The organism is Mesorhizobium sp. CA4 (genome assembly GCF_020165075.1).
Lineage (GTDB): Bacteria > Pseudomonadota > Alphaproteobacteria > Rhizobiales > Rhizobiaceae > Mesorhizobium.
Window position 1 is genome coordinate 1 of sequence record NZ_JAIUHK010000015.1, and the last position, 20162, is coordinate 20162.

Here is a 20162-nt window from a genome sequence, read left to right on the forward strand (position 1 = left end):
AAGCTCCTCGTCGTCCTCAACGCCATCATGCGCGACAAAACCGCATTCGCATGAACACAGTTGCCATTCCGTTACCTCGGCCTGAAGGTGCGGCGGAGCAGAATTCTGCACCGTTGCGACGCTCGTATGTCACGGAATGGATCCTCGGGTCTGCGCGCGTCGCTTCGCTCCTTGCTCCGCCCGTGGATGACGATCGCGATGGGCGTTCCGGCCAATCGCCGAGGCAGGTGACCTGGCAAGGCATAGGCACTTTGCCACGAAAAAAGGCCGGTTGCCCGGCCTCCTTTGCTACTCAGTTGCTTTTTGCCTTGCGCAATTCCCAGACGGAAAATCGTTACACACTTTTCCTGGAACTGCTCCGGTCTCAGCCGATCTTCTGGCCGGTTTTGGCCCAGTCGGCGAGAAAGGCGGCGAGGCCTTTGTCGGTCAGCGGGTGATTGACCAGCGCCTTCAGCGTCGCCGGCGGCGCGGTGACGATATCGGCGCCGATCAGCGCGGCTTGCTTGACGTGGTTCACCGTGCGCACCGAAGCAGTCAGGATCTCGGTCTTGAAATCGTAATTGTCGTAGATGGTGCGGATTTCCGAGATCAACTCCATGCCGTCCGAGCCGGTGTCGTCGATGCGTCCGACGAAGGGCGAGATGAAGGAGGCGCCGGCCTTGGCGGCGAGCAGCGCCTGGTTGGCCGAGAAGCAGAGCGTCACGTTGACCATGCGGTTCATTTCGGTGCGGATGGTCTTGCAGGCCTTCAGGCCGTCCAGCGTCAGCGGCACCTTGATGGCCACGTTCGGCGCGATCTTGGCCAACACCTCGGCCTCGGCCATCATGTCCTTGTATTCGGTGGCCACGACCTCGGCCGAGACCGGGCCTTCGACGATGTCGCAGATCTGCTTGGTGACTTCGGAAATCTTGCCGCCCGATTTCAGAATCAGCGAGGGGTTGGTGGTGACGCCGTCCAGCAGCCCCAGATCGTTGAGTTCCTTAATTTCCTTGATGTCAGCGGTGTCGACAAAAAACTTCATGGCGGTCTCCTTGGGGATCGCCTGGCGCCCGCCAGGCACATGCGAGGGTCCCCTTTGATCTAGAGCAAAGTCGGGGCAAGGTCACGCCCGATGATCGAAGATTCGCCCTTTATCGCAGCCGCGCCCGTGCTGGTGCCAATGCCCGCCGAACGGCCCTACACCTATGCCGTGCCGCCCGGCATGCGCGTGGTGCCGGGCTCGATCGTGCGCGTGCCCCTCGGGCCGCGGCAGGTGGCCGGCATCGTCTGGGATGGCGCGGTCGAGACCGTCGATCCGAAGAAATTGCGGCCGATCGAGGAGGTGTTCGACTGTCCGCCGATCGACAGAGCGATGCGCCGCTTCGTCGACTGGATCGCGCATTACACGCTCTCTGCCCCCGGCATGGTGGCCCGTATGCTGCTGCGCGCGCCGGAGGCGTTCGATCCGGAGCCATGGATCGAAGGATTGCAGCGCACGCTTGCCGAGCCCGACCGGCTGACTGACGCGCGGCGGCGAGTGCTCGAAACCGCGGAGGGCGGCCTTGCCTGGACGCGCTCGGGGCTGGCGCATGCCGCGGGCGTGTCCTCGACGGTCATCGACGGGTTGCGGGCACAGGGCGTGTTCGAGACGGTGATGATCCCGCCGCGGCCGGTGGTGGCGGCGCCCGACCCTTCTCATGCCGTGCCGGAATTGATGCCTGACCAGAAAGCGGCGGCGGAGAAGCTGCGCGCCGCTGTCGCTGCCGATGTCTTCAACGTCACGCTGCTCGACGGCGTCACCGGATCCGGCAAGACGGAAGTCTATTTCGAGGCGATTGCGGCGGCGCTAGACAAGGGCAGGCAGGTGCTCATCCTGTTGCCGGAAATCGCGCTGACGCATGCCTTCCTGGAACGTTTCCAGGACCGGTTCGGCGCCAAGCCGGCGCAGTGGCATTCCGACCTGCCGCCCCGGATGCGCGAACGCGTCTGGCGTCAGGTGGCCGAGGGCGGCGTGCGCGTCGTCGCCGGCGCGCGGTCGGCGCTGTTCCTGCCGTTCAAGGAACTCGGCCTGATCGTCGTCGACGAGGAGCACGATCCCGCCTACAAGCAGGAAGACCGCGTCTTCTATAATGCGCGCGACATGGCGGTGGTGCGCGGCCATATCGGCGGCTTCCCGGTCGTGCTCGCCTCGGCCACGCCCTCGGTGGAAAGCCGGGTCAATGCCAGCCAGGGCCGCTATCATCGCGCGGTGCTGTCGGCTCGTTTTGCCGAGGCGGCGCTCCCCGACCTGAAATCGATTGACATGCGACGCGCGCCGCCGGCGCGGGGCGGCTTCCTGTCGCCGGTCTTGCTGGAGCAGATGCGGCGGACGCTGGAGAAAAACGAGCAGTCGCTGCTTTTCCTCAACCGGCGCGGTTATGCGCCGCTGACACTCTGCCGCGTCTGCGGCCACCGCTTCGGTTGCCCGGTCTGCTCGGCCTGGCTGGTCGAGCATCGCTTTCGCGGCCAGCTCGTCTGCCATCACTGCGGCCACAACGAGCGGCGGCCGGAAGCCTGCCCGGAATGCGGCACGCTCGACCATCTGGTGGCCTGCGGCCCAGGCGTCGAGCGCATTGCCGAGGAGGTGGTGGGGCATTTTCCCGATGCCCGCACCATCGTGCTCTCATCAGACCTTTTGGGCGGCGTGCGCAGGCTGCGGCTCGAGCTGGAAGCCGTCGCCAATGGCGAAGCCGACATCGTCATCGGCACGCAACTGGTCGCCAAGGGGCATAATTTTCCCGGCATGACGCTGGTCGGTGTGGTCGATGCGGATCTGGGATTGGCCAATGGCGATCCGCGCGCCGCCGAGCGCACATTCCAACTGCTCAGCCAGGTGACGGGCCGCGCCGGCCGCACCGGCAAGAAGAGCCTCGGCCTGCTGCAGACCTACCAGCCGGATCATCCGGTGATGCGCGCCATCGTCTCGGGCGATTCGGAAGCCTTTTACGAGCGCGAGATCGCCGAGCGCGAACGCGCGGCGCTGCCGCCGTTTGGCCGATTGGCCGGCATCATCGTGAGTGCCGCGACCAGGGGCGAGGCCGAAAGCCATGCGCGGGGCTTGCGGCGCGCGGCGCCGCAAGCTTCCGACCTCTTCGTGCTCGGTCCGGCCGAGGCGCCCTTGTCGCTGATCGGCGGCCGCCATCGTTTCCGCCTGCTGGTGCAAGGCGAACGCCGCGCCGACATGCAGGGTTTTATCCGGGCCATGCTGGCGGAAGGGCCGAAGCTGCGCGGCTCGGTCAGGGTGCAGGTCGACATCGATCCGCAGAGCTTCCTATAAGCGGGAGAGACAGCCCCAACGGAGTGGTCGCTTATGAAAACCCTCGGCCTGATCGGCGGCATGAGTTGGGAATCGACCGCCATCTATTACCGCCTGCTCAACGAGATCGTGCGCGAGCGGCTGGGCGGGCTGCACTCGGCCAAGCTGCTGTTGTGGTCGTTCGATTTCGCCGAGATTGCAGAACGGCAGCATGCCGGCGACTGGGAAGGTGCCGGCGTTCTTCTGGTGGAAGCCGCGCGCAAGCTGGAGGCGGGCGGCGCCGAGGGCCTGGTGATCTGCACCAACACCATGCACAAGCTTGCCGACACGGTGCAGGCGGCCATATCGATCCCGCTCATCCATATCGCCGACGCCACGGCGCAGGCTGTCCTCGATGCCGGAGTGAAGCGGCCGGCGCTGCTGGCAACGCGCTTCACCATGGAGCAGGATTTCTACAAGGGCCGTCTCGCCGGCAAATACGGCCTGGAACCCGTGGTGCCGGACCAGGCCGGCCGCAACATGGTGCACAAGGTGATCTATGACGAGCTCTGCCAGGGCATCGTCAAATCCGAATCGAAATCCGCCTATCTCGACGAGATCGGCCGGATGCGGCGCACCGACCAGGTGGATGGCGTCATCATGGGCTGCACCGAGATCACCATGCTGATCGGCCAGGGGGATTTCGACGTTCCGGTTTTCGACACGACACGCATCCATGCCGCGGCCGCGGTCGATTTCGCGCTCGCCTGATTGCGCCACTTCTAATGTGCCCGCCGTCCTCTGGCGCGCTTTCATTCCCTCGCTAGAATGCCGGTGTTTCAGAACAAGAAATAAGAGGGGGATTTATGGAGTTCGCGTTTCCGTGGCCGGCGAGCCAGGGCGAATGGCTGGCCTGGTCGAGCGCCATCTTGACCTTGGCCCTCGGCTTGTTCCTGTTCCTGGCGCCCGGGCTTGCGTTTCGCGTGCTGCGCCTGCAGCCGAGGCCGGAGAAAGCGGCGGCGATCGCCGAGGGACGCGGCCGCATGTCGGGCTTCTACCTCGGCGTCAGCCTGTGCTGCATTCTCTTGGCGCAGCCGCTGCTCTACATGGCGCTGGGCTTCTCCTGGCTGTTCACCGCCTTCGGCCGGCTTTTGTCGATGATGTCGGATGGCGCCAACACCCCTTTCAACTGGATTTCGATCGTGGTTGAATTGGCGCTGGCGGCGCTGCCGCTAGCCTTTGCTTTCGGCTTGGTGCCGTGAATCCGCGACTAATCCGGCGCTTGAGCTTGGCCTTATCGGCGTGATGCGACAAAAGTGCCTGAAAACCATGCCGGACGATGCATTGCGGTCTTAAAAAGCCTGTGCTAGACGGCAATCGACTTTCGACCGGGGATAGCGGAAGCCGCACCTCCGTGCTTGGAAAAATCGCAGTAAGGTCAAAGATTTAGCCAGAGTTTTCGCTCGCGCCAACAATCTGCGGCCTGTCAGACAAGAGAAAAGACGGTCCGTGGCCCAATCGTCATCGCCAATCTCAGCTGTCGCAGAGCGCTATGCCGGCTCGCTGTTCGAGCTCGCGCTGCAGGACAATTCGGTCGCCCAGGTCGAGGCCGACCTTGCCAGCTTCGAGGCAATGCTCAACGACAGCGACGATCTCTCGCGGCTGATCAACAGCCCGGTGTTTTCCAGCGAGGACCAGGCAAAGGCCATCGCCGCCATCGCCGACAAGGCCAATATCACTGGCCTAGTGGGCAATTTCCTGCGCGTCGTGGCCAAGAACCGCCGCCTGTTCGCGGTGCCCGGCATGATCAAGGCGTTCCGCCAGATTGCAGCCGACCATCGCGGCGAGGCATCCGCCGAGGTCACCTCGGCGCATGCGCTGACGGATGCGCAGCAGGCTGAACTCAAGGCGACGCTGAAGAGCATCGCCGGCAAGGATGTGGCCATCGCCATGACCGTCGATCCGTCGCTGCTCGGCGGCCTGATCGTCAAGATGGGCTCGCGCCAGATCGATACGTCGCTCAAAACCAAACTCAATTCGCTCAAGCTTGCACTGAAAGAGGTCGGCTGATGGACATCCGCGCCGCGGAAATTTCCGCAATTCTGAAAGACCAGATCAAGAATTTCGGCAAGGAGGCCGAGGTCTCCGAAGTCGGTCAGGTTCTGTCCGTCGGTGACGGCATCGCCCGCGTATACGGCCTCGACAATGTCCAGGCCGGCGAGATGGTCGAATTCCCCGGCGGCATCCGCGGTATGGCACTGAACCTCGAAGCCGATAATGTCGGCGTCGTCATCTTCGGCAACGACCGCGACATCAAGGAAGGCGACACCGTCAAGCGCACCGGCGCCATCGTCGACGCGCCTGTCGGCATGGGCCTGCTCGGCCGCGTCGTCGACGCGCTGGGCAATCCGATCGATGGCAAGGGCCCGATCAAGGCAACCGAACGCAAGCGTGTCGACGTCAAGGCGCCCGGCATCATCCCGCGCAAGTCGGTGCATGAGCCGATGTCGACCGGCCTCAAGGCTATCGACGCGCTGATCCCGGTCGGCCGCGGCCAGCGCGAGCTGGTCATCGGCGACCGCCAGACCGGCAAGACCGCCATTATCCTCGACACGATGCTGAACCAGAAGTCGGTGCACGACAACGGCCCCGAAAAGGAAAAGCTCTACTGCGTCTACGTCGCCGTCGGCCAGAAGCGCTCGACCGTCGCGCAGTTCGTCAAGGTGCTGGAAGAGCGCGGCGCGCTCGAATATTCGATCATCGTCGCCGCCACCGCGTCCGATCCGGCACCGATGCAGTTCCTGGCGCCGTTCACCGCCTGCACCATGGGCGAATATTTCCGCGACAACGGCATGCATGCGCTGATCAGCTATGACGATCTGTCGAAGCAAGCCGTCGCCTACCGCCAGATGTCGCTCTTGCTGCGCCGCCCGCCGGGCCGCGAAGCTTATCCGGGCGACGTTTTCTACCTGCACTCGCGCCTGCTCGAGCGCGCCGCCAAGCTCAATGACGACAACGGCAACGGGTCGCTGACCGCGCTGCCGATCATCGAGACGCAGGCCAACGACGTGTCGGCCTACATCCCGACCAACGTGATCTCGATCACCGACGGCCAGATCTTCCTTGAAACCAACCTGTTCTTCCAGGGCATCCGTCCGGCGGTGAACGTCGGCCTGTCGGTGTCGCGCGTCGGCTCCTCGGCGCAGATCAAGGCGATGAAGCAGGTTGCCGGCTCGATCAAGGGCGAGCTCGCGCAGTACCGCGAAATGGCTGCCTTCGCGCAGTTCGGCTCCGACCTCGACGCCGCAACGCAGCGTCTGCTCAATCGCGGTTCGCGCCTGACGGAGCTGCTCAAGCAGCCGCAGTTCTCGCCGCTCAAGGTCGAGGAACAGGTCGCGGTGATCTTCGCCGGCGTCAACGGCTATCTCGACAAGCTGCCGCTCGGCCAGGTCGGCAAGTTCGAGCATGGGCTGCTCAGCCATATGCGCTCGGCCGGCAAGGATGTGCTCGATGCTATCCGCAAGGAGAAGGCGCTATCGGACGATTTGCGCGCCAAGCTCAAGGCCGAGATCGACGCCTTCGCCAAGACCTTCGCTTGAACGAAGCTGGACGGGATCAGGTTTGAAGCATGGCTTCGTTAAAAGACCTTCGTAACCGTATCGCCTCGGTCAAGGCGACGCAGAAGATCACCAAGGCGATGCAGATGGTCGCCGCGGCGAAGCTGCGTCGCGCGCAGGAAGCTGCGGAAGCAGCCAGACCCTATTCCGAGCGCATGGGCGCGGTCCTGGCCAACATCACCCAGGCGATCGGCGGCGGCGGCGATGCCCCGGCGCTGATGACGGGCACCGGCCGGGACGATGTGCATCTGCTTATCGTCTGCACGGCCGAGCGCGGCCTGTGCGGCGGCTTCAACTCGCAGATCGCGCGTCTCGCCCGCGACCACATCCGCCGGCTGCTGGCCGACGGCAAGCAGGTGAAGATCATCTGCGTCGGCAAGAAGGGCTATGACATCCTGCGCCGCGACTATGCTTCGATGATCCTGGAGCGTGTCGACCTGCGCGAAGTGAAGACGCTGGGCTTCGTCAATGCCGATGCGATCGCGCGCAAGGTCATCCACCTCTTCAACGAGGGCGGCTTCGACATCTGCACGCTGTTCTATTCGCAGTTCAGGTCGGTGATCAGCCAGATCCCGACGGCGCAGCAGATCATCCCGGCAGGAGCCGCCGGATCGACCGCTCCCGAGGCGACCAGTGGCGGTAATGCCGTCTATGAATATGAGCCGGAGCCGGGCGAGATCCTCTCCGACCTCATCCCGCGCAACATCGCGGTGCAGATATTCCGCGCGCTGCTGGAAAATGCGGCCGGCGAGATGGGCGCCAAGATGAGCGCGATGGACAATGCGACGCGCAATGCCGGCGACATGATCAACAAGCTGTCGATCACCTACAACCGCCAGCGGCAGGCGCAGATCACCAAGGAACTGATCGAGATCATTTCGGGCGCCGAGGCGCTCTAGGCACGCGCGGGCGGGGTCTGAGACCTCGCAGCGGCGTGAACAACGGATAGACGAAAAGGGCAAAGACGATGGCGAAAGCAGCTACCCCGAAGACCGCGGCCAAGGAAGCACCGGCCCCGAAGGCGGCAAAGGCCCCGGCAGCCGCCGCGAAGGCCGCTGCTCCGGCGAAGAAGGCGGCCGCTCCGGCCAAGGCCGCGGCTTCCGCAGCCAGCGTTGCGGCCAAGCGCGTCGGCGCCGCCGGCAAGGTCCGCCAGGTCATCGGCGCCGTCGTCGACGTGCAGTTCGACGATCACCTGCCGGCCATTCTGAACGCGCTGGAGACCGACAATGTCGGCAACCGCCTGGTGCTCGAGGTCGCCCAGCATCTCGGCGAGAACACCGTGCGCTGCATCGCCATGGACTCGACCGAAGGTCTCGTCCGCGGCCAGGACGTCTTTGACACCGGCGCGCCGATCTCGGTTCCGGTCGGTCCTGGCATGCTCGGTCGCATCATCAATGTCATCGGCGAGCCGGTCGACGAGGAAGGCCCGGTCGACGGCGTCGAAATGCGCGCCATCCACCAGCCCGCTCCGGCCTATGTCGATCAGTCGACGGAAGCGCAAATCCTGGTCACCGGCATCAAGGTTCTCGACCTGCTTGCGCCTTACGCCCGCGGCGGCAAGATTGGCCTGTTCGGCGGCGCCGGCGTCGGCAAGACCGTGCTGATCCAGGAGCTGATCAACAACGTCGCCAAGGCGCATGGCGGCTTCTCGGTGTTCGCCGGCGTCGGCGAGCGCACCCGCGAAGGCAACGACCTCTATCACGAGTTCATCGAATCGGGCGTCAACAAGAAGGGCGGCGGCCAGGGCTCGAAGGCAGCACTCGTCTATGGCCAGATGAACGAGCCGCCGGGCGCGCGCGCCCGCGTCGGCCTGACCGGCCTCACCGTCGCTGAATATTTCCGCGACCAGGGCCAGGACGTGCTGTTCTTCGTCGACAACATCTTCCGCTTCACGCAGGCGGGCTCGGAAGTGTCGGCTCTGCTCGGCCGCATTCCTTCCGCCGTGGGTTACCAGCCGACGCTGGCGACCGACATGGGCGCGCTGCAGGAGCGCATCACGACCACGACCAAGGGCTCGATCACCTCGGTGCAGGCCATCTACGTGCCGGCCGACGACTTGACCGACCCGGCGCCGGCGACGTCCTTCGCCCACCTCGACGCCACGACCGTGCTCAACCGCGCGATCTCGGAAAAGGGCATCTATCCGGCCGTCGATCCGCTGGACTCAACCTCGCGCATGCTCGACCCGATGGTCGTCGGCGAAGAGCACTACCAGGTTGCCCGCCAGGTGCAGTCGATCCTGCAGCGCTACAAGTCGCTGCAGGATATCATCGCGATTCTTGGCATGGACGAGCTTTCGGAAGAGGACAAGCAGACGGTTGCCCGCGCCCGCAAGATCGAGCGCTTCCTGTCGCAGCCCTTCTTCGTCGCCGAAGTGTTCACCGGATCGCCGGGCAAGCTGGTCGATCTCGCCGACACCATCAAGGGCTTCAAGGGCCTTTGCGCCGGCGACTACGACCACCTGCCGGAAGCCGCCTTCTACATGGTCGGCGGCATCGACGAGGCGGTCGAGAAGGCGCAGCGCCTCGCGGCTGAAGCGGCATAATCCATGGACAGGAAGTTCTGTTGCTCCACCTTGCAAGAGGTGATGACGGAGCTTCCCTCGCCGTCGCTCTTCGAAACCGACGACGGGATATTGATGATGACGGTCGGGACTGTCGAAACGGAAGACGGTCTTGGGTATTTTGATCAAGCGGTCATGTTCTGTCCCTTTTGCGGGACGGGATTGCAGACTGACAAAAGTATCGCCGGCAAGGTGAAGCACAATGGCTGAAGCTTTCAAGTTCGAACTGGTCTCGCCGGAGAGGCTGCTCGTTTCCGAGCAGGTCGAGTCCGTCGTGATACCCGGCGCCGAAGGCGAGATGACGGTGATGGCGCAGCACGCGCCGGTCATGACGACCATCAAGCCCGGCGTCGTCACGATAAAGACCGCGGGCGGCAAGGAAGAGCGCTTCGTCGTGTTCGGCGGTTTCGCCGACATCCTGCCTTCCGGCTGCACGCTTCTTGCCGAATCGGCGACGCATGTGAACGACATCGACCGCGCTGATCTCGCCCGCCGCATCCAGGAGGCCAAGGAAGACGCGGCCGACGCCAAGGATGACGAGAGCCGCAGCAAGGCGGAGCAGTTCCTCAGCCAACTCACCACGCTCGAAGGCGCGCTGCTGCCGGCCTGATTTCAGCTGCTGATAAGCGTTTTACAAAGCGGGGCTAGCCCCGCTTTTTAGTTTTTTGCTGTTTGCGAGACAGTTTCGCGCTGCATGGGTGCAATCCCTGGCGGGTAGGCGGGCGAATAGCTATTCGGCCAGCCTGGGCGTCTCCTTGCCGATGCCGAGCGCGGCAAGAGCCAGCTTCGGACCGCCCTGCTTGAAATGGACAAGATGGGTGGCGACAAATTCGATCAATTTCTGTCGTTCTGGATGGCCTTTGGCAAAGCCGGCGAGGTCGAACACGGCCGCCGTCATATCTGCCGTCGGCAAATTGCGGTCGAACAGGTCGCTGAGCGCCGCATCGAGCGGATCGGTGAAATGGCGCCCAGGCAAAGTACCGCCGCGCGCGGCGCAGGCGGCGATCCAGGCGGCGACAACCAGCGACAGATATTCAGGAAGCAGCCCGGCTTCCAGCCTGGCAAGGGCGGAGGCGACAATGCGCTGCGGCAGCTTCTGGCTGCCGTCATTGGCGATCTGCGCGGTGCGGTGGGCAAGCGCGGTGTTGGAAAAGCGCGCGGCAAGCTCGGCCGTGTAGGCGCTTGTGTCGAGCCCGGCGTCCTGCGGCAGCGTTGGAATGGCCTCGGCCCAGAGCCAGTCCACGAATTGCCGGATCGAGGGATCGGCAAAGGCGCGATCCACGGTGGCGTGGCCGCTGAGCAGGCCGAGATAGGCGATGCCCGAATGGGCGCCGTTGAGCAGCCGCAGCTTCATGTCCTCGAAGGGGCCGACATCCTCGATCATGGCGACGCCGAATTTCTCCCAGGCCGGCCGTCCAGCGGGAAAGCGGTCCTCGATCACCCATTGCTGGAACGGTTCCGTCATCACCGGCCACGCGTCCTCGAGGCCGAGTTCGTCGGCGATGCGGGCGCGATCGGTATCCGTCGTCGCCGGCACGATGCGATCGACCATAGAAGACGGGAAGGCCACTTCGTCGGCGACATGGCCCGCTAACGGCTGGTCGCCAGAGCCTGTTTGGGCGTCGCGCAATTTCGCGAACTCGATCAACAGCCGATGCAGGGTGGCGCCGTTGGCCGGCAGGTTGTCGCAGCAGAGGACGGTGAAGGCAGGCGTGCCGGCGGCGCGTCGGCGTGCGAGCGACTCGGCGAGAAATCCATGCGCCGTCTTCGGCGATCCGGGGTTGGCGAGGTCGTGGACAATATCGGGGTGCGCGCTGTCGAGCGTGCCGTCGGCTGCTCTCAGATAGGCCTTCTCGGTGATGGTGAGCGTGACGATGCGGATGCGCGGATCGGTGAGCGCAGCGAGCACCGCGCCCGGGTCCTCCGGAGCGACGAGCAAGGATTGGATTGAGCCGATGACCTGCAGCTGTTCGCCGGCGCTGTCGCGGATTGCCAGCGTGTAGAGCCCGTCCTGCGGCTTGAGCGCATCGCGCGTGTCAGGGCTGCGCAGCGAGACGCCGATGATGCCCCAATCGCTCTCGCCGTCCGCCAGGCAGGCATCGACATAGGCGGCCTGGTGGGCACGATGAAAGGCGCCGACGCCAAGGTGGACGATGCCGGGCGCGACGGCGCGCCGGTCATAGCGAGGCAACAGAACTTCGGCCGGCAGCTCCGCAAGGGTGGCGTTGGACAGACGGCCGTTCATGGAAGCTGGTCTCCGATCGGGAAAACGACGGCAGCGACGTAACACCCGCTGTCACCGTGCACAATGGCCGCGTGCCTTTCGGAAGTCATCATACAACTACCTAGTATTTGTATGTTGACATTATCTCCGACCGATCTACCAATAGCGAAGCTTGGGAGGAGCCGCGTGGCCGCATTGACCGATCCGGACCTGCTGTTCGCGCCGGAAACGCGATCATTGGCGCGCGCCCTTTACGCCGGTGTGAAGGACCTGCCGATCGTCAGTCCGCACGGCCACACCGACCCGCGCTGGTACGCGCTCGACGAACCGTTTCCCGATCCGGCGCAGCTCTTGATCGTGCCGGACCACTACATTTTCCGCATGCTGTTCAGCCAGGGCGTGCGGGTGGAGGAACTCGGCGTCCCGACGCTCGACGGCACACCCGTCGAAACCGACGGCCGGGCCATCTGGCGGCGCTTCGCCGAGCATTATTATCTCTTCCGCGGCACGCCCACACGGCTCTGGCTCGACCATGTGTTCGAGCATCTGTTCGGCATCGGGGAGCCGCTTACCGCAGCCAGCGCCGACCGCATCTACGACACGATCGCCGCGCTGCTGCAACGCGACGACTATCAGCCGCGCGCGCTGTTCGAACGCTTCAACATCGAAGTGATCGCGACCACCGAAGGCGCGCTCGACGACCTCAAATGGCACCGGACGATCCGCGACAGCGGCTGGAAGGGCCGCGTCGTCACCGCGTATCGGCCGGACGCCGTGGTCGATCCCGATTTCGAAGGCTTCGCGGGCAATCTGGATAGGCTCGGCGAGATCACCGGATGCGACACCGGCAGCTGGTCCGGCTATCTCGATGCGCATCGAAAGCGCCGCGCCTATTTCAAGGAATTCGGCGCGACCTCGTCCGATCACGGCCATCCGACGGCCGAGACCGCCAATCTCTCCGACGCGGCGGCGCAGGAGCTGTTCAACCGCATCCGGCGCGGCTCCGAGGATGAGCGCGAGCGAAAACTGTTCCGAGCCCAGATGCTGACCGAGATGGCCAAGATGAGCCGCGACGACGGCCTGGCGATGCAGATCCATCCTGGATCATGGCGCAATCATTCGCCTTCCGTTTTCCAGAAATTCGGCCGCGACAAGGGCTTCGATATCCCGACGCGGACCGATTATGTGACGGCGCTGAAACCGCTGCTCGACTGCGTCGGGCTGGAGCGCGACCTCACGATCATCCTGTTCACGCTGGACGAGACGAGCTACGCGCGCGAGTTGGCGCCGCTCGCCGGCGTCTATCCGGCGCTCAAGCTCGGGCCGGCCTGGTGGTTCCACGACAGTCCGGAAGGCATGCGCCGCTTCCGCGAGATGACCACCGAGACGGCGGGCTTCTACAACACCGTCGGCTTCAATGACGACACGCGCGCCTTCCCGTCGATCCCGGCGCGCCACGACGTCGCGCGGCGTGTCGACTGCGCCTTTCTGGCGCGGCTGGTCGCCGAGCACCGCCTCCGGGAGGGGGAGGCGCATGAGCTGGCGCGGGAGCTTGCCTACTCGCTTGCCAAGAAGGCGTACCGACTCTGAGCCAAGGCATCCGTGATTTTTGGAAGGGAGGAAAGACATGTTGCGTATTTCGAGATTGCTGGCGGCGACATTCGCCATCGGGTCCTTGGTGATCGGAGCCGCGCAGGCCGAAACCGTCCTGCGCTCTTCGGACACCCATCCGGACGGCTATCCGACAGTCGAGGCGGTCAAATACATGGGCGAGCTGATCAAGCAGCGCACCAACGGGCGCTATTCGATCGAGGTCTATCATTCGGCGCAGCTCGGCGAGGAAAAGGATACGATCGAGCAGACCCAGGCCGGCGTCATCGACCTCGATCGCGTCTCCATGGGGCCATTCAACGGCATCGTGCCGGAAACCGCCGTGCCGTCGTTGCCCTACATCTTCCGCTCGGTCGAGCATATGCGGCATGTCATGGACGGGCCGATCGGCGACCAGATCCTGAAGGCGTTCGAGGCGCATGACCTTGTCGGACTCGCCTTCTACGATTCCGGCGCGCGCTCCTTCTACAATACCAAGAAGGACATCGCCTCGATGGCAGATATGAAGGGCATGAAGTTCCGCGTCATCCAGTCGGACGTCTTTGTCGACATGGTGAACGCGCTCGGAGCCAACGCCACGCCGATGGCCTATGGCGAGGTCTATTCGGCGCTGCAGACCGGCGTCATCGACGGCGCCGAGAATAACTGGCCGAGCTTCGAATCCGCCAAGCATTATGAGGTCGCAAAGCATTACACGCTGGACCAGCACCAGATCGTGCCGGAGGTGCTGGTGATGTCGAAGGCAAGCTGGGACAAGCTGGCGCCGGAAGACCAGGCGATCGTGCGCCAGGCGGCCAAGGACAGCGTCGTCAAAATGCGCGAGCTGTGGGACGCGCAGGAGAAGAAGTCGCGCGAGATCGTCGAGAAGGCCGGCGTCAAGATCAGCGAGATCGACAAGCAGCCGTTGATCGACGCCATGAAGCCGGTCTACGACAAGTATCTGTCGACGCCCGAGCTCAAGGACCTCGCCGCCCGTATCCAGGCGACGAAATGACCGGGAGGGGCAACGGGCCCGGTGGCACGGAGGCTTCCGCGCTACCAGCCGGCCGGGCGGGTCCGAAAGGGTTCTGGCTGCGGGTGGAACGGGCCCTTTCTGGGCTTGCGCGATTGGCCTTATGGGTCAGCGGCACAGGGCTGACGCTGATGACCGTCATCATCTTCTGGCAGGTTTTCTCGCGCTACGTGCTGAACCGCTCGCCGAGCTGGACCGAATCCTCATCCGTGCTGCTGATGGGCTGGTTCATCTTTCTCGGCGCGGCGGTCGGTGTGCGCGAACGCACGCATCTCGGCTTCGACGTGCTGCTCTATGTCTTGCCTGCCTCGGCCAAGGCGGTGCTGCGCAGCATTTCCGATCTCGTCGTGCTGGCCTTCGGCGCCGGCATGATCGTCTACGGCGTGCAACTGGCCAGGCTGACCTGGAACACGGTGATGCCATCGCTGGCTTTGCCCGGCGGCGTCAGCTTCCTGCCGGTCATCATGGGAGGCGGGCTGGTCTGCCTGTTTTCACTCGAGCGGCTGGCGGGGCGCTTTGCCGGGCTGCCGGTCGATGCCGACATCTACGCGACCGGCGAGGAGCTCTGAACCATGGCGCTGATCGTGCTTTTCGGCACTTTCGTCTCCCTGCTGGTTATCGGCACGCCGATCGCGTTCTGCCTCGGCGTCGCCAGCTTCGCGACGATCCTCACAATCGGCCTGCCACCCGTCGTGGTGTTCCAGCGGCTCAATTCCGGCATCAGCGTCTTTTCGCTGATGGCCATCCCGTTCTTCATCTTCGCCGGCGACCTTATGGTTCGCGGCGGCATCGCCGCCCGCCTGGTGGCATTGGCCGGGTCCCTGGTCGGCCACCTGCGCGGCGGTCTGGGACAAGTTAACATTGCCGCGTCGACCATGTTCGGCGGAATTTCCGGTTCGGCGGTAGCCGATGCCTCAGCGGTCGGCGGGCTGATGATCCCGCAGATGAAGGCGCGCGGCTACGGCATCGACTATGCCGTCAACATCACCTCCGTCGGCGCCATCATTGCGCTGCTGATCCCGCCGTCGCACAACATGATCATCTATTCGATCTCGGCCGGCGGCCGCATCTCGATCGCGGATCTGTTCACCGCCGGCGTTCTGCCGGGGCTGCTGCTGGCCCTGTCGCTGATGGTCACCGCCTATCTGGTGGCAAGCCGGCGCGGCTATCCGACGGAACCGTTTGCCGGTTTCGGCCGGGCCTTGCAGCTGCTTGTCGCCGCCATTCCCGGGCTGATCCTGATCGGCATCATCTTTGGCGGCGTCCGCTCCGGCATCTTCACCGCCACCGAAAGCTCCTGCATTGCCATCGTCTATGCTTTCCTGGTGACGTTGATCATCTACCGCTCGATGAGCTGGGACGATTTTGTCACCGCGACCACCGCGGCGGTGCGCACGACAGCGATGGTGCTGATGATCATCGGCTGCGCCGCGGCCTTCGGCTGGCTGCTGGCCTATCTCCGGGTTCCGGCAGCGCTTGTCGCGTTTTTGCAGTCCGTGTCCGACAACAAGCTGGTCATACTGCTCCTGATCAATGTCGTCCTGCTCATCCTCGGCACATTCATGGATATGTCGCCGCTCATCATCATCACCACGCCCATCTTCCTGCCGGTGGTGATGGCCTATGGCGTCGATCCCGTGCATTTCGGCGTGATCCTGATCCTCAATCTCGGCATCGGCCTTTGCACGCCGCCGGTCGGCGCGGTGCTGTTCGTCAGTTGCGCCATCGGCCGCATTCCCATCTGGACGGCCATGCGCTCGATCTGGCCGTTCTATGGAGCGGCCTTCACGGTGCTGATGCTTGTCACATACATTCCGGAAATCTCATTGTGGCTGCCGAGCCTGTTCCATTAGGAGGGCACCACGTGTCCCAAACACTTGCCGACCTCAGGGTCGAACGCAAACCGAAACTGTCGGAGACGGTGGTCGCGGCAATCCGCAAGCAGCTCTTGGCAGGCGAGATTCCGCCCGGACAGAAGCTGCCAACCGAAGGCCAGCTGACGGAGACTTTCGGCGTCAGCCGCACGGTCATCCGCGAGGCGCTGGCCAAGCTTGCCGCCGACGGCCTGGTCGAAGCGCGGCAAGGCGCGGGCGTCTTCGTCAGCGAGCACATCTCGACGACCTTCGGCGTTTTGACCGCCGACATGGGAGCCAAGGATTCGGTCGCGCTCAACGTGCTGGAGGTCCGCCTCGCGATCGAAATCGAATCGGCGGGCCTGGCCGCCATCCGCCGCAACGCCGCCCAGGAGGCCGCGATCCAGGAGGCCTTCTTCGAGTTTGAGCGGCTGCTGCTCGCCAGCCAGCCGACCGGCCCGGCCGACCTCGCCTTCCACCGCGCGATCGCCAGCGCCACCAACAACCCGTTCTATGTCGAGATGCTCGATGTGCTGGGACGCCGCGCCATTCCCTGCGACGTGACCTCGCCCTGGTCGACAGAGCTCGTCCAGTCGGACGAGTACCAGCGCGGCCTGCAGCGCGAGCACCTCGTCATCCTCAATGCGATCTCGGCGGGCGATGCCGAGGCGGCGCGCGAGGCGATGCGCACGCATCTGACCCGCAGCCAGCAGCGCTACCGCGAGCGGCTGCAGGCCAGACAGGCCTATTATGCCAATTCGCTAAAAGCCGCATCGACCGAGTGACCGTCAGACAAGGCCTGGAAATGGACCAGAAACAGACCGAATTTTCCTCGCGCTTCGCCATCGATCCTGTCGCCGCCGCGCACATGGGGACCGACGAGCTGCGCCACCATTTCCACGTCGAGGGGCTTTTCCAGCCGGACCTTGTCAGCCTGACATACACGCATTACGACCGCATGATCGTCGGCGGCGCCATGCCTATCGACAAGATCCTGCCGCTTGAGGCGATCAAGCCGACCGGAACCAAGGCTTTCCTCGACCGCCGCGAACTGATCGCCGTCAACATCGGCGGCGCCGGCACCGTCACAGCCGACGGCCTCCCTTACGAATTGGCGGCGCGCGACATGGTCTATCTCGGCATGGGCACCGAGCAGGTGTCGTTCGCCTCGGCGGAGCCCGACAGGCCGGCAAAATTCTACCTGCTTAGCGCACCGGCGCATCGGACCTGTCCCAGCCAGTTGATCCGCATCGGCGACGCCAGGCGGCTCGACCTCGGCAGCCAGGCGACCAGCAACGAACGCTCGATCTTCCAGTTCATCCACGCCGACGGCGTCAAGACCTGCCAACTCGTCGTCGGCATCACGCAACTGGCGCCAGGCTCGGTGTGGAACACCATGCCCTGCCATGTGCATGACCGGCGCATGGAAGCCTATCTCTATTTCGATCTGCCGGAAGGCCAGCGCGTCTTCCACTTCATGGGCGAACCGGACGAGACGCGCCACATCGTCATGTGCAGCGAGGAGGCGGTGCTGTCGCCGGGCTGGTCGATCCATTCGGGCGCCGGCACATCCAACTACGCCTTCATCTGGGCGATGGCCGGAGACAATGTCGACTATACCGACGTCGACCAGGTGGCGATGGATCAATTGCGGTGAGCGATCTTTCCGCCTTCAGCCTCACGGGCAAGCGCATCCTGGTCACCGGCGCCAACACCGGCATCGGGCAAGGCATCGCCGTGTCGATCGCGCGCGCCGGCGGCCTGGTCGTCGGCGTCGGCCGTTCGGCGATGGATGACACCGCCGCGAACGTCGCGGCCGCGGGCGGCAGCTTCGAAGCGGTGAGGACCGATCTTGGAGATCCGACCGAGGCGGCCGCCATGCTCGACCGGGTCTGGAGCGAGAGCGGCCCGCTCGACGGCCTCGTCAACAATGCCGGCATCATCCGGCGCGCCGATGCGATCGACCTGAGCGAAGCCGACTGGGACGAGGTGATGGACGTCAATTTGAAGACGGTTTTCCGGCTCTGCCAGAGCTTTGCCAGGCGCGTGCTGGCGGAGCCCGGACGGCGCGGCAAGGTCGTCAACATCGCGTCGGTGCTGAGTTTCCAGGGCGGCATCCGCGTTGCTTCCTATACGGCCTCGAAGCACGGCGTGCTCGGCCTCACAAGGCTGCTCGCCTGCGAATGGGCGGCGAAAGGCATCAACGTCAACGGCATCGCGCCGGGCTATATCGAGACCAACAACACCGAGGCGCTGCGCGCCGACCCGGACCGCAGCGCGGCCATCCTCGGGCGCATCCCCGCGGTGCGCTGGGGCCGGCCCGACGACATCGGCGACGCAGCCGTGTTCCTGCTGGCGCGGGCGTCGGATTATATGCATGGCGCGGTGGTGCCGGTCGATGGCGGCTGGCTGGCGCGGTGACCCGTCTCCCGCCGGAAAACCGCGCCGGACCTTTCCTGGATTTGCTTTACAAGCCGAACGGAAGCTGAGCGATGACCGATATCTTCTCCCATGCGGGCGAAAAAGCGTGGGAGCCGACGCCGGACGGCAACAGGCGGCGCGTGCTGGTGCATACTGATGAATTGATGATGGTCGAGTTCGCCTTCGACAAGGGCGGAGTCGGGGCGCTGCACTCGCATCCGCATGTCCAGGCAAGCTATGTCGCCGAGGGCCGCTTCGAGGTAACCATCGGCGGCCGATCGGAGATCCTCGAAACGGGAAGCAGCTTCATCGTGCCGTCCAATCTCGTGCATGGTGTCAAGGCGCTTGAGGCCGGGCGGCTGGTCGACAGTTTTGCGCCTTGCCGGGCCGATTTCCTGGGCTAGACCTTTTCCGGAGCGGTTCCAACAGCCGCGTGATCGCGGCGGCCCGCCGCGAGGAGGCGATGCGCGGCATCGAGTATGGCCTTCGACCGGCGCGTCGGCGACATAGGCCGAACGGTCTCGCCTCGGCGCCGTGACGACTTCTAGCGCTGCTGCAGCGCCAGGCGTATGCCGAGCGCGCAATAGATGCCGCCGACCACCTTGCCCTGCCATTTCAGCACCGCCGGATTGCGTCGCAGGAAGGAACCCAGGCCGCCCGCGCTGACGGCGAAGATGACCGTGCTGAAGAGCCCGAGCAGAACAAAGATGATGCCCAGCAGCATCAGCTGCAGCACCACGAAACCACCTTGCGGGTGCACGAATTGCGGCAGAAAGGCCAGGAAGAACAGCGCGGTCTTCGGATTGAGCACTTCGGTCAGGATCGCCTGCCGGAAAGCCCGGCCCGCGGAAATGGGCAGCGTCCTGCCCGCCAGATCTGCCGGCGCCTTTTCGAAAATGGCGCGGATGCCGAGATAAACGAGATAGGCCGCGCCGATATATTTGACGATGCTGAACAGCATCGCCGAAGCGGCGATGACGGCCGAGATGCCGACGATGGCCATGATGGTGTGGATCACGTCACCCGCAGCGACACCGGCGCCCGTGGCGATGCCGACCTTCGTGCCCGAGCTCGTCGCCCGCGCGACCGTGAGCAGCGTCGCCGGCCCCGGGATGAAGACGAAGCCGAACACGACCGCGATGTAGGTGACGAGCGTCGCGGGATCGATCATGCCAAGGCTCCTTTTGCGTCGAGCGCCGCTCTTCATTCGGAGCGGCTCGGCGTTATAGCACCGCAGAACGGGCCGGGGGAACTCTCGGGCGGCGAAGTCGGCGGTCGCAGCGATTCGAGCGGAATGTCATGACGGCCTTCCAGGCTTCGATGATTTCGTCGCAAGCGTACGCTGTCCCCACAGCCCTGTCGTTCGAAGCCGCCGGGAATGGACCGCGGCATTGCTTTGACCTTTCGTTTCAATGCACGTCGTTGTATCGAAACGACAAGGCCGAACGATGCCGGATCGGCAATCGAGCCAAGGCGCCTGCCCCAGGCGGCGGCAAGATCAAGGGGGCTGGCTTGGAAGAGCAAGCGACATGTGAGACCCGGCGAAACCGGGCTGGAACGTGCAGGCTCCACGACAGGCGCGGTTGTCGCCAGGATGGAATCGGCGAC

20 protein-coding genes are annotated in these 20162 nt (G+C 64.5%); 17 read left to right on the top strand and 3 right to left on the bottom strand.

What is annotated here, in order from left to right; genetic code table 11:
* Positions 1-364 precede the first annotated feature (364 nt).
* A complete protein-coding gene (gene fsa / locus LB528_RS14155; RefSeq protein WP_224517043.1) occupies positions 365-1021 on the bottom strand; it encodes a fructose-6-phosphate aldolase in 657 nt (218 codons plus the stop codon).
* A gap of 90 nt (positions 1022-1111) precedes the next feature.
* On the opposite strand from fsa, the gene LB528_RS14160 reads away from it, so the two are divergent.
* From LB528_RS14160 to LB528_RS14200, 9 genes are all read left to right on the top strand, one after another.
* The gene (locus LB528_RS14160) at positions 1112-3295 is read left to right on the top strand and encodes a primosomal protein N' (protein ID WP_224715260.1); all 2184 of its coding nucleotides are present in this window, start codon (positions 1112-1114) and stop codon (positions 3293-3295) included.
* A gap of 33 nt (positions 3296-3328) precedes the next feature.
* Positions 3329-4024 carry an aspartate/glutamate racemase family protein gene (locus LB528_RS14165; RefSeq protein WP_224715261.1) on the top strand — a complete coding sequence of 232 codons (696 nt, stop codon included), beginning with the start codon at positions 3329-3331 and terminating at the stop codon, positions 4022-4024.
* 95 nt (positions 4025-4119) lie between these two features.
* Positions 4120-4515, top strand: a complete 396-nt coding sequence (locus LB528_RS14170) for a DUF4345 family protein (RefSeq protein WP_224517049.1) — start codon at positions 4120-4122, stop codon at positions 4513-4515.
* Between the two features lie 247 nt (positions 4516-4762).
* A complete protein-coding gene (locus LB528_RS14175; protein ID WP_224517051.1) occupies positions 4763-5323 on the top strand; it encodes a F0F1 ATP synthase subunit delta in 561 nt (186 codons plus the stop codon).
* The gene (gene atpA / locus LB528_RS14180) at positions 5323-6852 is read left to right on the top strand and encodes a F0F1 ATP synthase subunit alpha (protein WP_224517053.1); all 1530 of its coding nucleotides are present in this window, start codon (positions 5323-5325) and stop codon (positions 6850-6852) included. Before LB528_RS14175 ends, atpA begins: the two co-directional genes overlap by 1 nt.
* A 29-nt stretch (positions 6853-6881) precedes the next feature.
* The gene (locus LB528_RS14185; protein WP_224517055.1) at positions 6882-7769 is read left to right on the top strand and encodes a F0F1 ATP synthase subunit gamma; all 888 of its coding nucleotides are present in this window, start codon (positions 6882-6884) and stop codon (positions 7767-7769) included.
* Positions 7770-7837: 68 nt separating this feature from the next.
* On the top strand, positions 7838-9415 hold the full coding sequence (gene atpD, locus LB528_RS14190; RefSeq protein WP_224715262.1) for a F0F1 ATP synthase subunit beta: 1578 nt from the start codon (positions 7838-7840) through the stop codon (positions 9413-9415).
* Between the two features lie 3 nt (positions 9416-9418).
* A complete protein-coding gene (locus tag LB528_RS14195; protein ID WP_224715263.1) occupies positions 9419-9643 on the top strand; it encodes a hypothetical protein in 225 nt (74 codons plus the stop codon).
* Positions 9636-10043 carry a F0F1 ATP synthase subunit epsilon gene (locus LB528_RS14200; protein ID WP_095769727.1) on the top strand — a complete coding sequence of 136 codons (408 nt, stop codon included), beginning with the start codon at positions 9636-9638 and terminating at the stop codon, positions 10041-10043. Before LB528_RS14195 ends, LB528_RS14200 begins: the two co-directional genes overlap by 8 nt.
* A 120-nt stretch (positions 10044-10163) precedes the next feature.
* On the opposite strand, the gene LB528_RS14205 is transcribed toward LB528_RS14200, so the two are convergent.
* Positions 10164-11678, bottom strand: a complete 1515-nt coding sequence (locus LB528_RS14205) for a mannitol dehydrogenase family protein (protein WP_224715264.1) — start codon at positions 11676-11678, stop codon at positions 10164-10166.
* 165 nt (positions 11679-11843) lie between these two features.
* On the opposite strand from LB528_RS14205, the gene uxaC reads away from it, so the two are divergent.
* The 8 genes from uxaC (at position 11844) to LB528_RS14245 (ending at position 18958) form a co-directional block, all read left to right on the top strand.
* A complete protein-coding gene (uxaC, locus tag LB528_RS14210) occupies positions 11844-13247 on the top strand; it encodes a glucuronate isomerase (protein ID WP_224715265.1) in 1404 nt (467 codons plus the stop codon).
* 37 nt (positions 13248-13284) lie between these two features.
* Positions 13285-14262, top strand: coding sequence for a TRAP transporter substrate-binding protein (locus tag LB528_RS14215; protein WP_224715266.1), 978 nt, complete (start codon positions 13285-13287; stop codon positions 14260-14262).
* Entirely contained in the window at positions 14259-14849 is a 591-nt protein-coding gene (locus tag LB528_RS14220) for a TRAP transporter small permease (protein ID WP_224715267.1), read from the top strand. Before LB528_RS14215 ends, LB528_RS14220 begins: the two co-directional genes overlap by 4 nt.
* Positions 14850-14852: 3 nt before the next feature.
* Positions 14853-16133: a TRAP transporter large permease gene (locus LB528_RS14225; RefSeq protein WP_224715268.1), complete on the top strand. Its 1281-nt coding sequence runs from the start codon at positions 14853-14855 to the stop codon at positions 16131-16133.
* Positions 16134-16144: 11 nt separating this feature from the next.
* Positions 16145-16918, top strand: coding sequence for a FadR/GntR family transcriptional regulator (locus LB528_RS14230; protein ID WP_224715269.1), 774 nt, complete (start codon positions 16145-16147; stop codon positions 16916-16918).
* 20 nt (positions 16919-16938) lie between these two features.
* Positions 16939-17790 carry a 5-dehydro-4-deoxy-D-glucuronate isomerase gene (gene kduI / locus LB528_RS14235; RefSeq protein WP_224715270.1) on the top strand — a complete coding sequence of 284 codons (852 nt, stop codon included), beginning with the start codon at positions 16939-16941 and terminating at the stop codon, positions 17788-17790.
* Positions 17787-18554, top strand: a complete 768-nt coding sequence (gene kduD, locus LB528_RS14240; RefSeq protein ID WP_224715271.1) for a 2-dehydro-3-deoxy-D-gluconate 5-dehydrogenase KduD — start codon at positions 17787-17789, stop codon at positions 18552-18554. The genes kduI and kduD overlap by 4 nt, the downstream gene beginning before the upstream one ends.
* Before the next feature lie 71 nt (positions 18555-18625).
* On the top strand, positions 18626-18958 hold the full coding sequence (locus tag LB528_RS14245) for a cupin domain-containing protein (RefSeq protein WP_224715272.1): 333 nt from the start codon (positions 18626-18628) through the stop codon (positions 18956-18958).
* Positions 18959-19098: 140 nt separating this feature from the next.
* Here LB528_RS14245 and LB528_RS14250 read toward each other — a convergent pair whose 3' ends face one another.
* Positions 19099-19725: a LysE family translocator gene (locus LB528_RS14250; RefSeq protein ID WP_224715273.1), complete on the bottom strand. Its 627-nt coding sequence runs from the start codon at positions 19723-19725 to the stop codon at positions 19099-19101.
* Positions 19726-20162 lie beyond the last annotated feature (437 nt).

What these genes read in the sequence shown, in the direction of transcription:
- atpA (WP_224517053.1), top strand. Translation starts at nt 5,323, where the DNA reads ATGGACATCCGCGCCGCGGAAATTTCCGCAATTCTGAAAGACCAGATC.
- LB528_RS14215 (WP_224715266.1), top strand. Translation starts at nt 13,285, where the DNA reads ATGTTGCGTATTTCGAGATTGCTGGCGGCGACATTCGCCATCGGGTCC.
- atpD (WP_224715262.1), top strand. Translation starts at nt 7,838, where the DNA reads ATGGCGAAAGCAGCTACCCCGAAGACCGCGGCCAAGGAAGCACCGGCC.
- LB528_RS14200 (WP_095769727.1), top strand. Translation starts at nt 9,636, where the DNA reads ATGGCTGAAGCTTTCAAGTTCGAACTGGTCTCGCCGGAGAGGCTGCTC.
- LB528_RS14245 (WP_224715272.1), top strand. Translation starts at nt 18,626, where the DNA reads ATGACCGATATCTTCTCCCATGCGGGCGAAAAAGCGTGGGAGCCGACG.
- LB528_RS14185 (WP_224517055.1), top strand. Translation starts at nt 6,882, where the DNA reads ATGGCTTCGTTAAAAGACCTTCGTAACCGTATCGCCTCGGTCAAGGCG.
- LB528_RS14165 (WP_224715261.1), top strand. Translation starts at nt 3,329, where the DNA reads ATGAAAACCCTCGGCCTGATCGGCGGCATGAGTTGGGAATCGACCGCC.
- LB528_RS14225 (WP_224715268.1), top strand. Translation starts at nt 14,853, where the DNA reads ATGGCGCTGATCGTGCTTTTCGGCACTTTCGTCTCCCTGCTGGTTATC.
- LB528_RS14250 (WP_224715273.1), bottom strand. Translation starts at nt 19,725, where the DNA reads ATGATCGATCCCGCGACGCTCGTCACCTACATCGCGGTCGTGTTCGGC.
- LB528_RS14195 (WP_224715263.1), top strand. Translation starts at nt 9,419, where the DNA reads ATGGACAGGAAGTTCTGTTGCTCCACCTTGCAAGAGGTGATGACGGAG.
- LB528_RS14205 (WP_224715264.1), bottom strand. Translation starts at nt 11,678, where the DNA reads ATGAACGGCCGTCTGTCCAACGCCACCCTTGCGGAGCTGCCGGCCGAA.
- LB528_RS14220 (WP_224715267.1), top strand. Translation starts at nt 14,259, where the DNA reads ATGACCGGGAGGGGCAACGGGCCCGGTGGCACGGAGGCTTCCGCGCTA.
- LB528_RS14160 (WP_224715260.1), top strand. Translation starts at nt 1,112, where the DNA reads ATGATCGAAGATTCGCCCTTTATCGCAGCCGCGCCCGTGCTGGTGCCA.
- LB528_RS14170 (WP_224517049.1), top strand. Translation starts at nt 4,120, where the DNA reads ATGGAGTTCGCGTTTCCGTGGCCGGCGAGCCAGGGCGAATGGCTGGCC.
- fsa (WP_224517043.1), bottom strand. Translation starts at nt 1,021, where the DNA reads ATGAAGTTTTTTGTCGACACCGCTGACATCAAGGAAATTAAGGAACTC.
- kduI (WP_224715270.1), top strand. Translation starts at nt 16,939, where the DNA reads ATGGACCAGAAACAGACCGAATTTTCCTCGCGCTTCGCCATCGATCCT.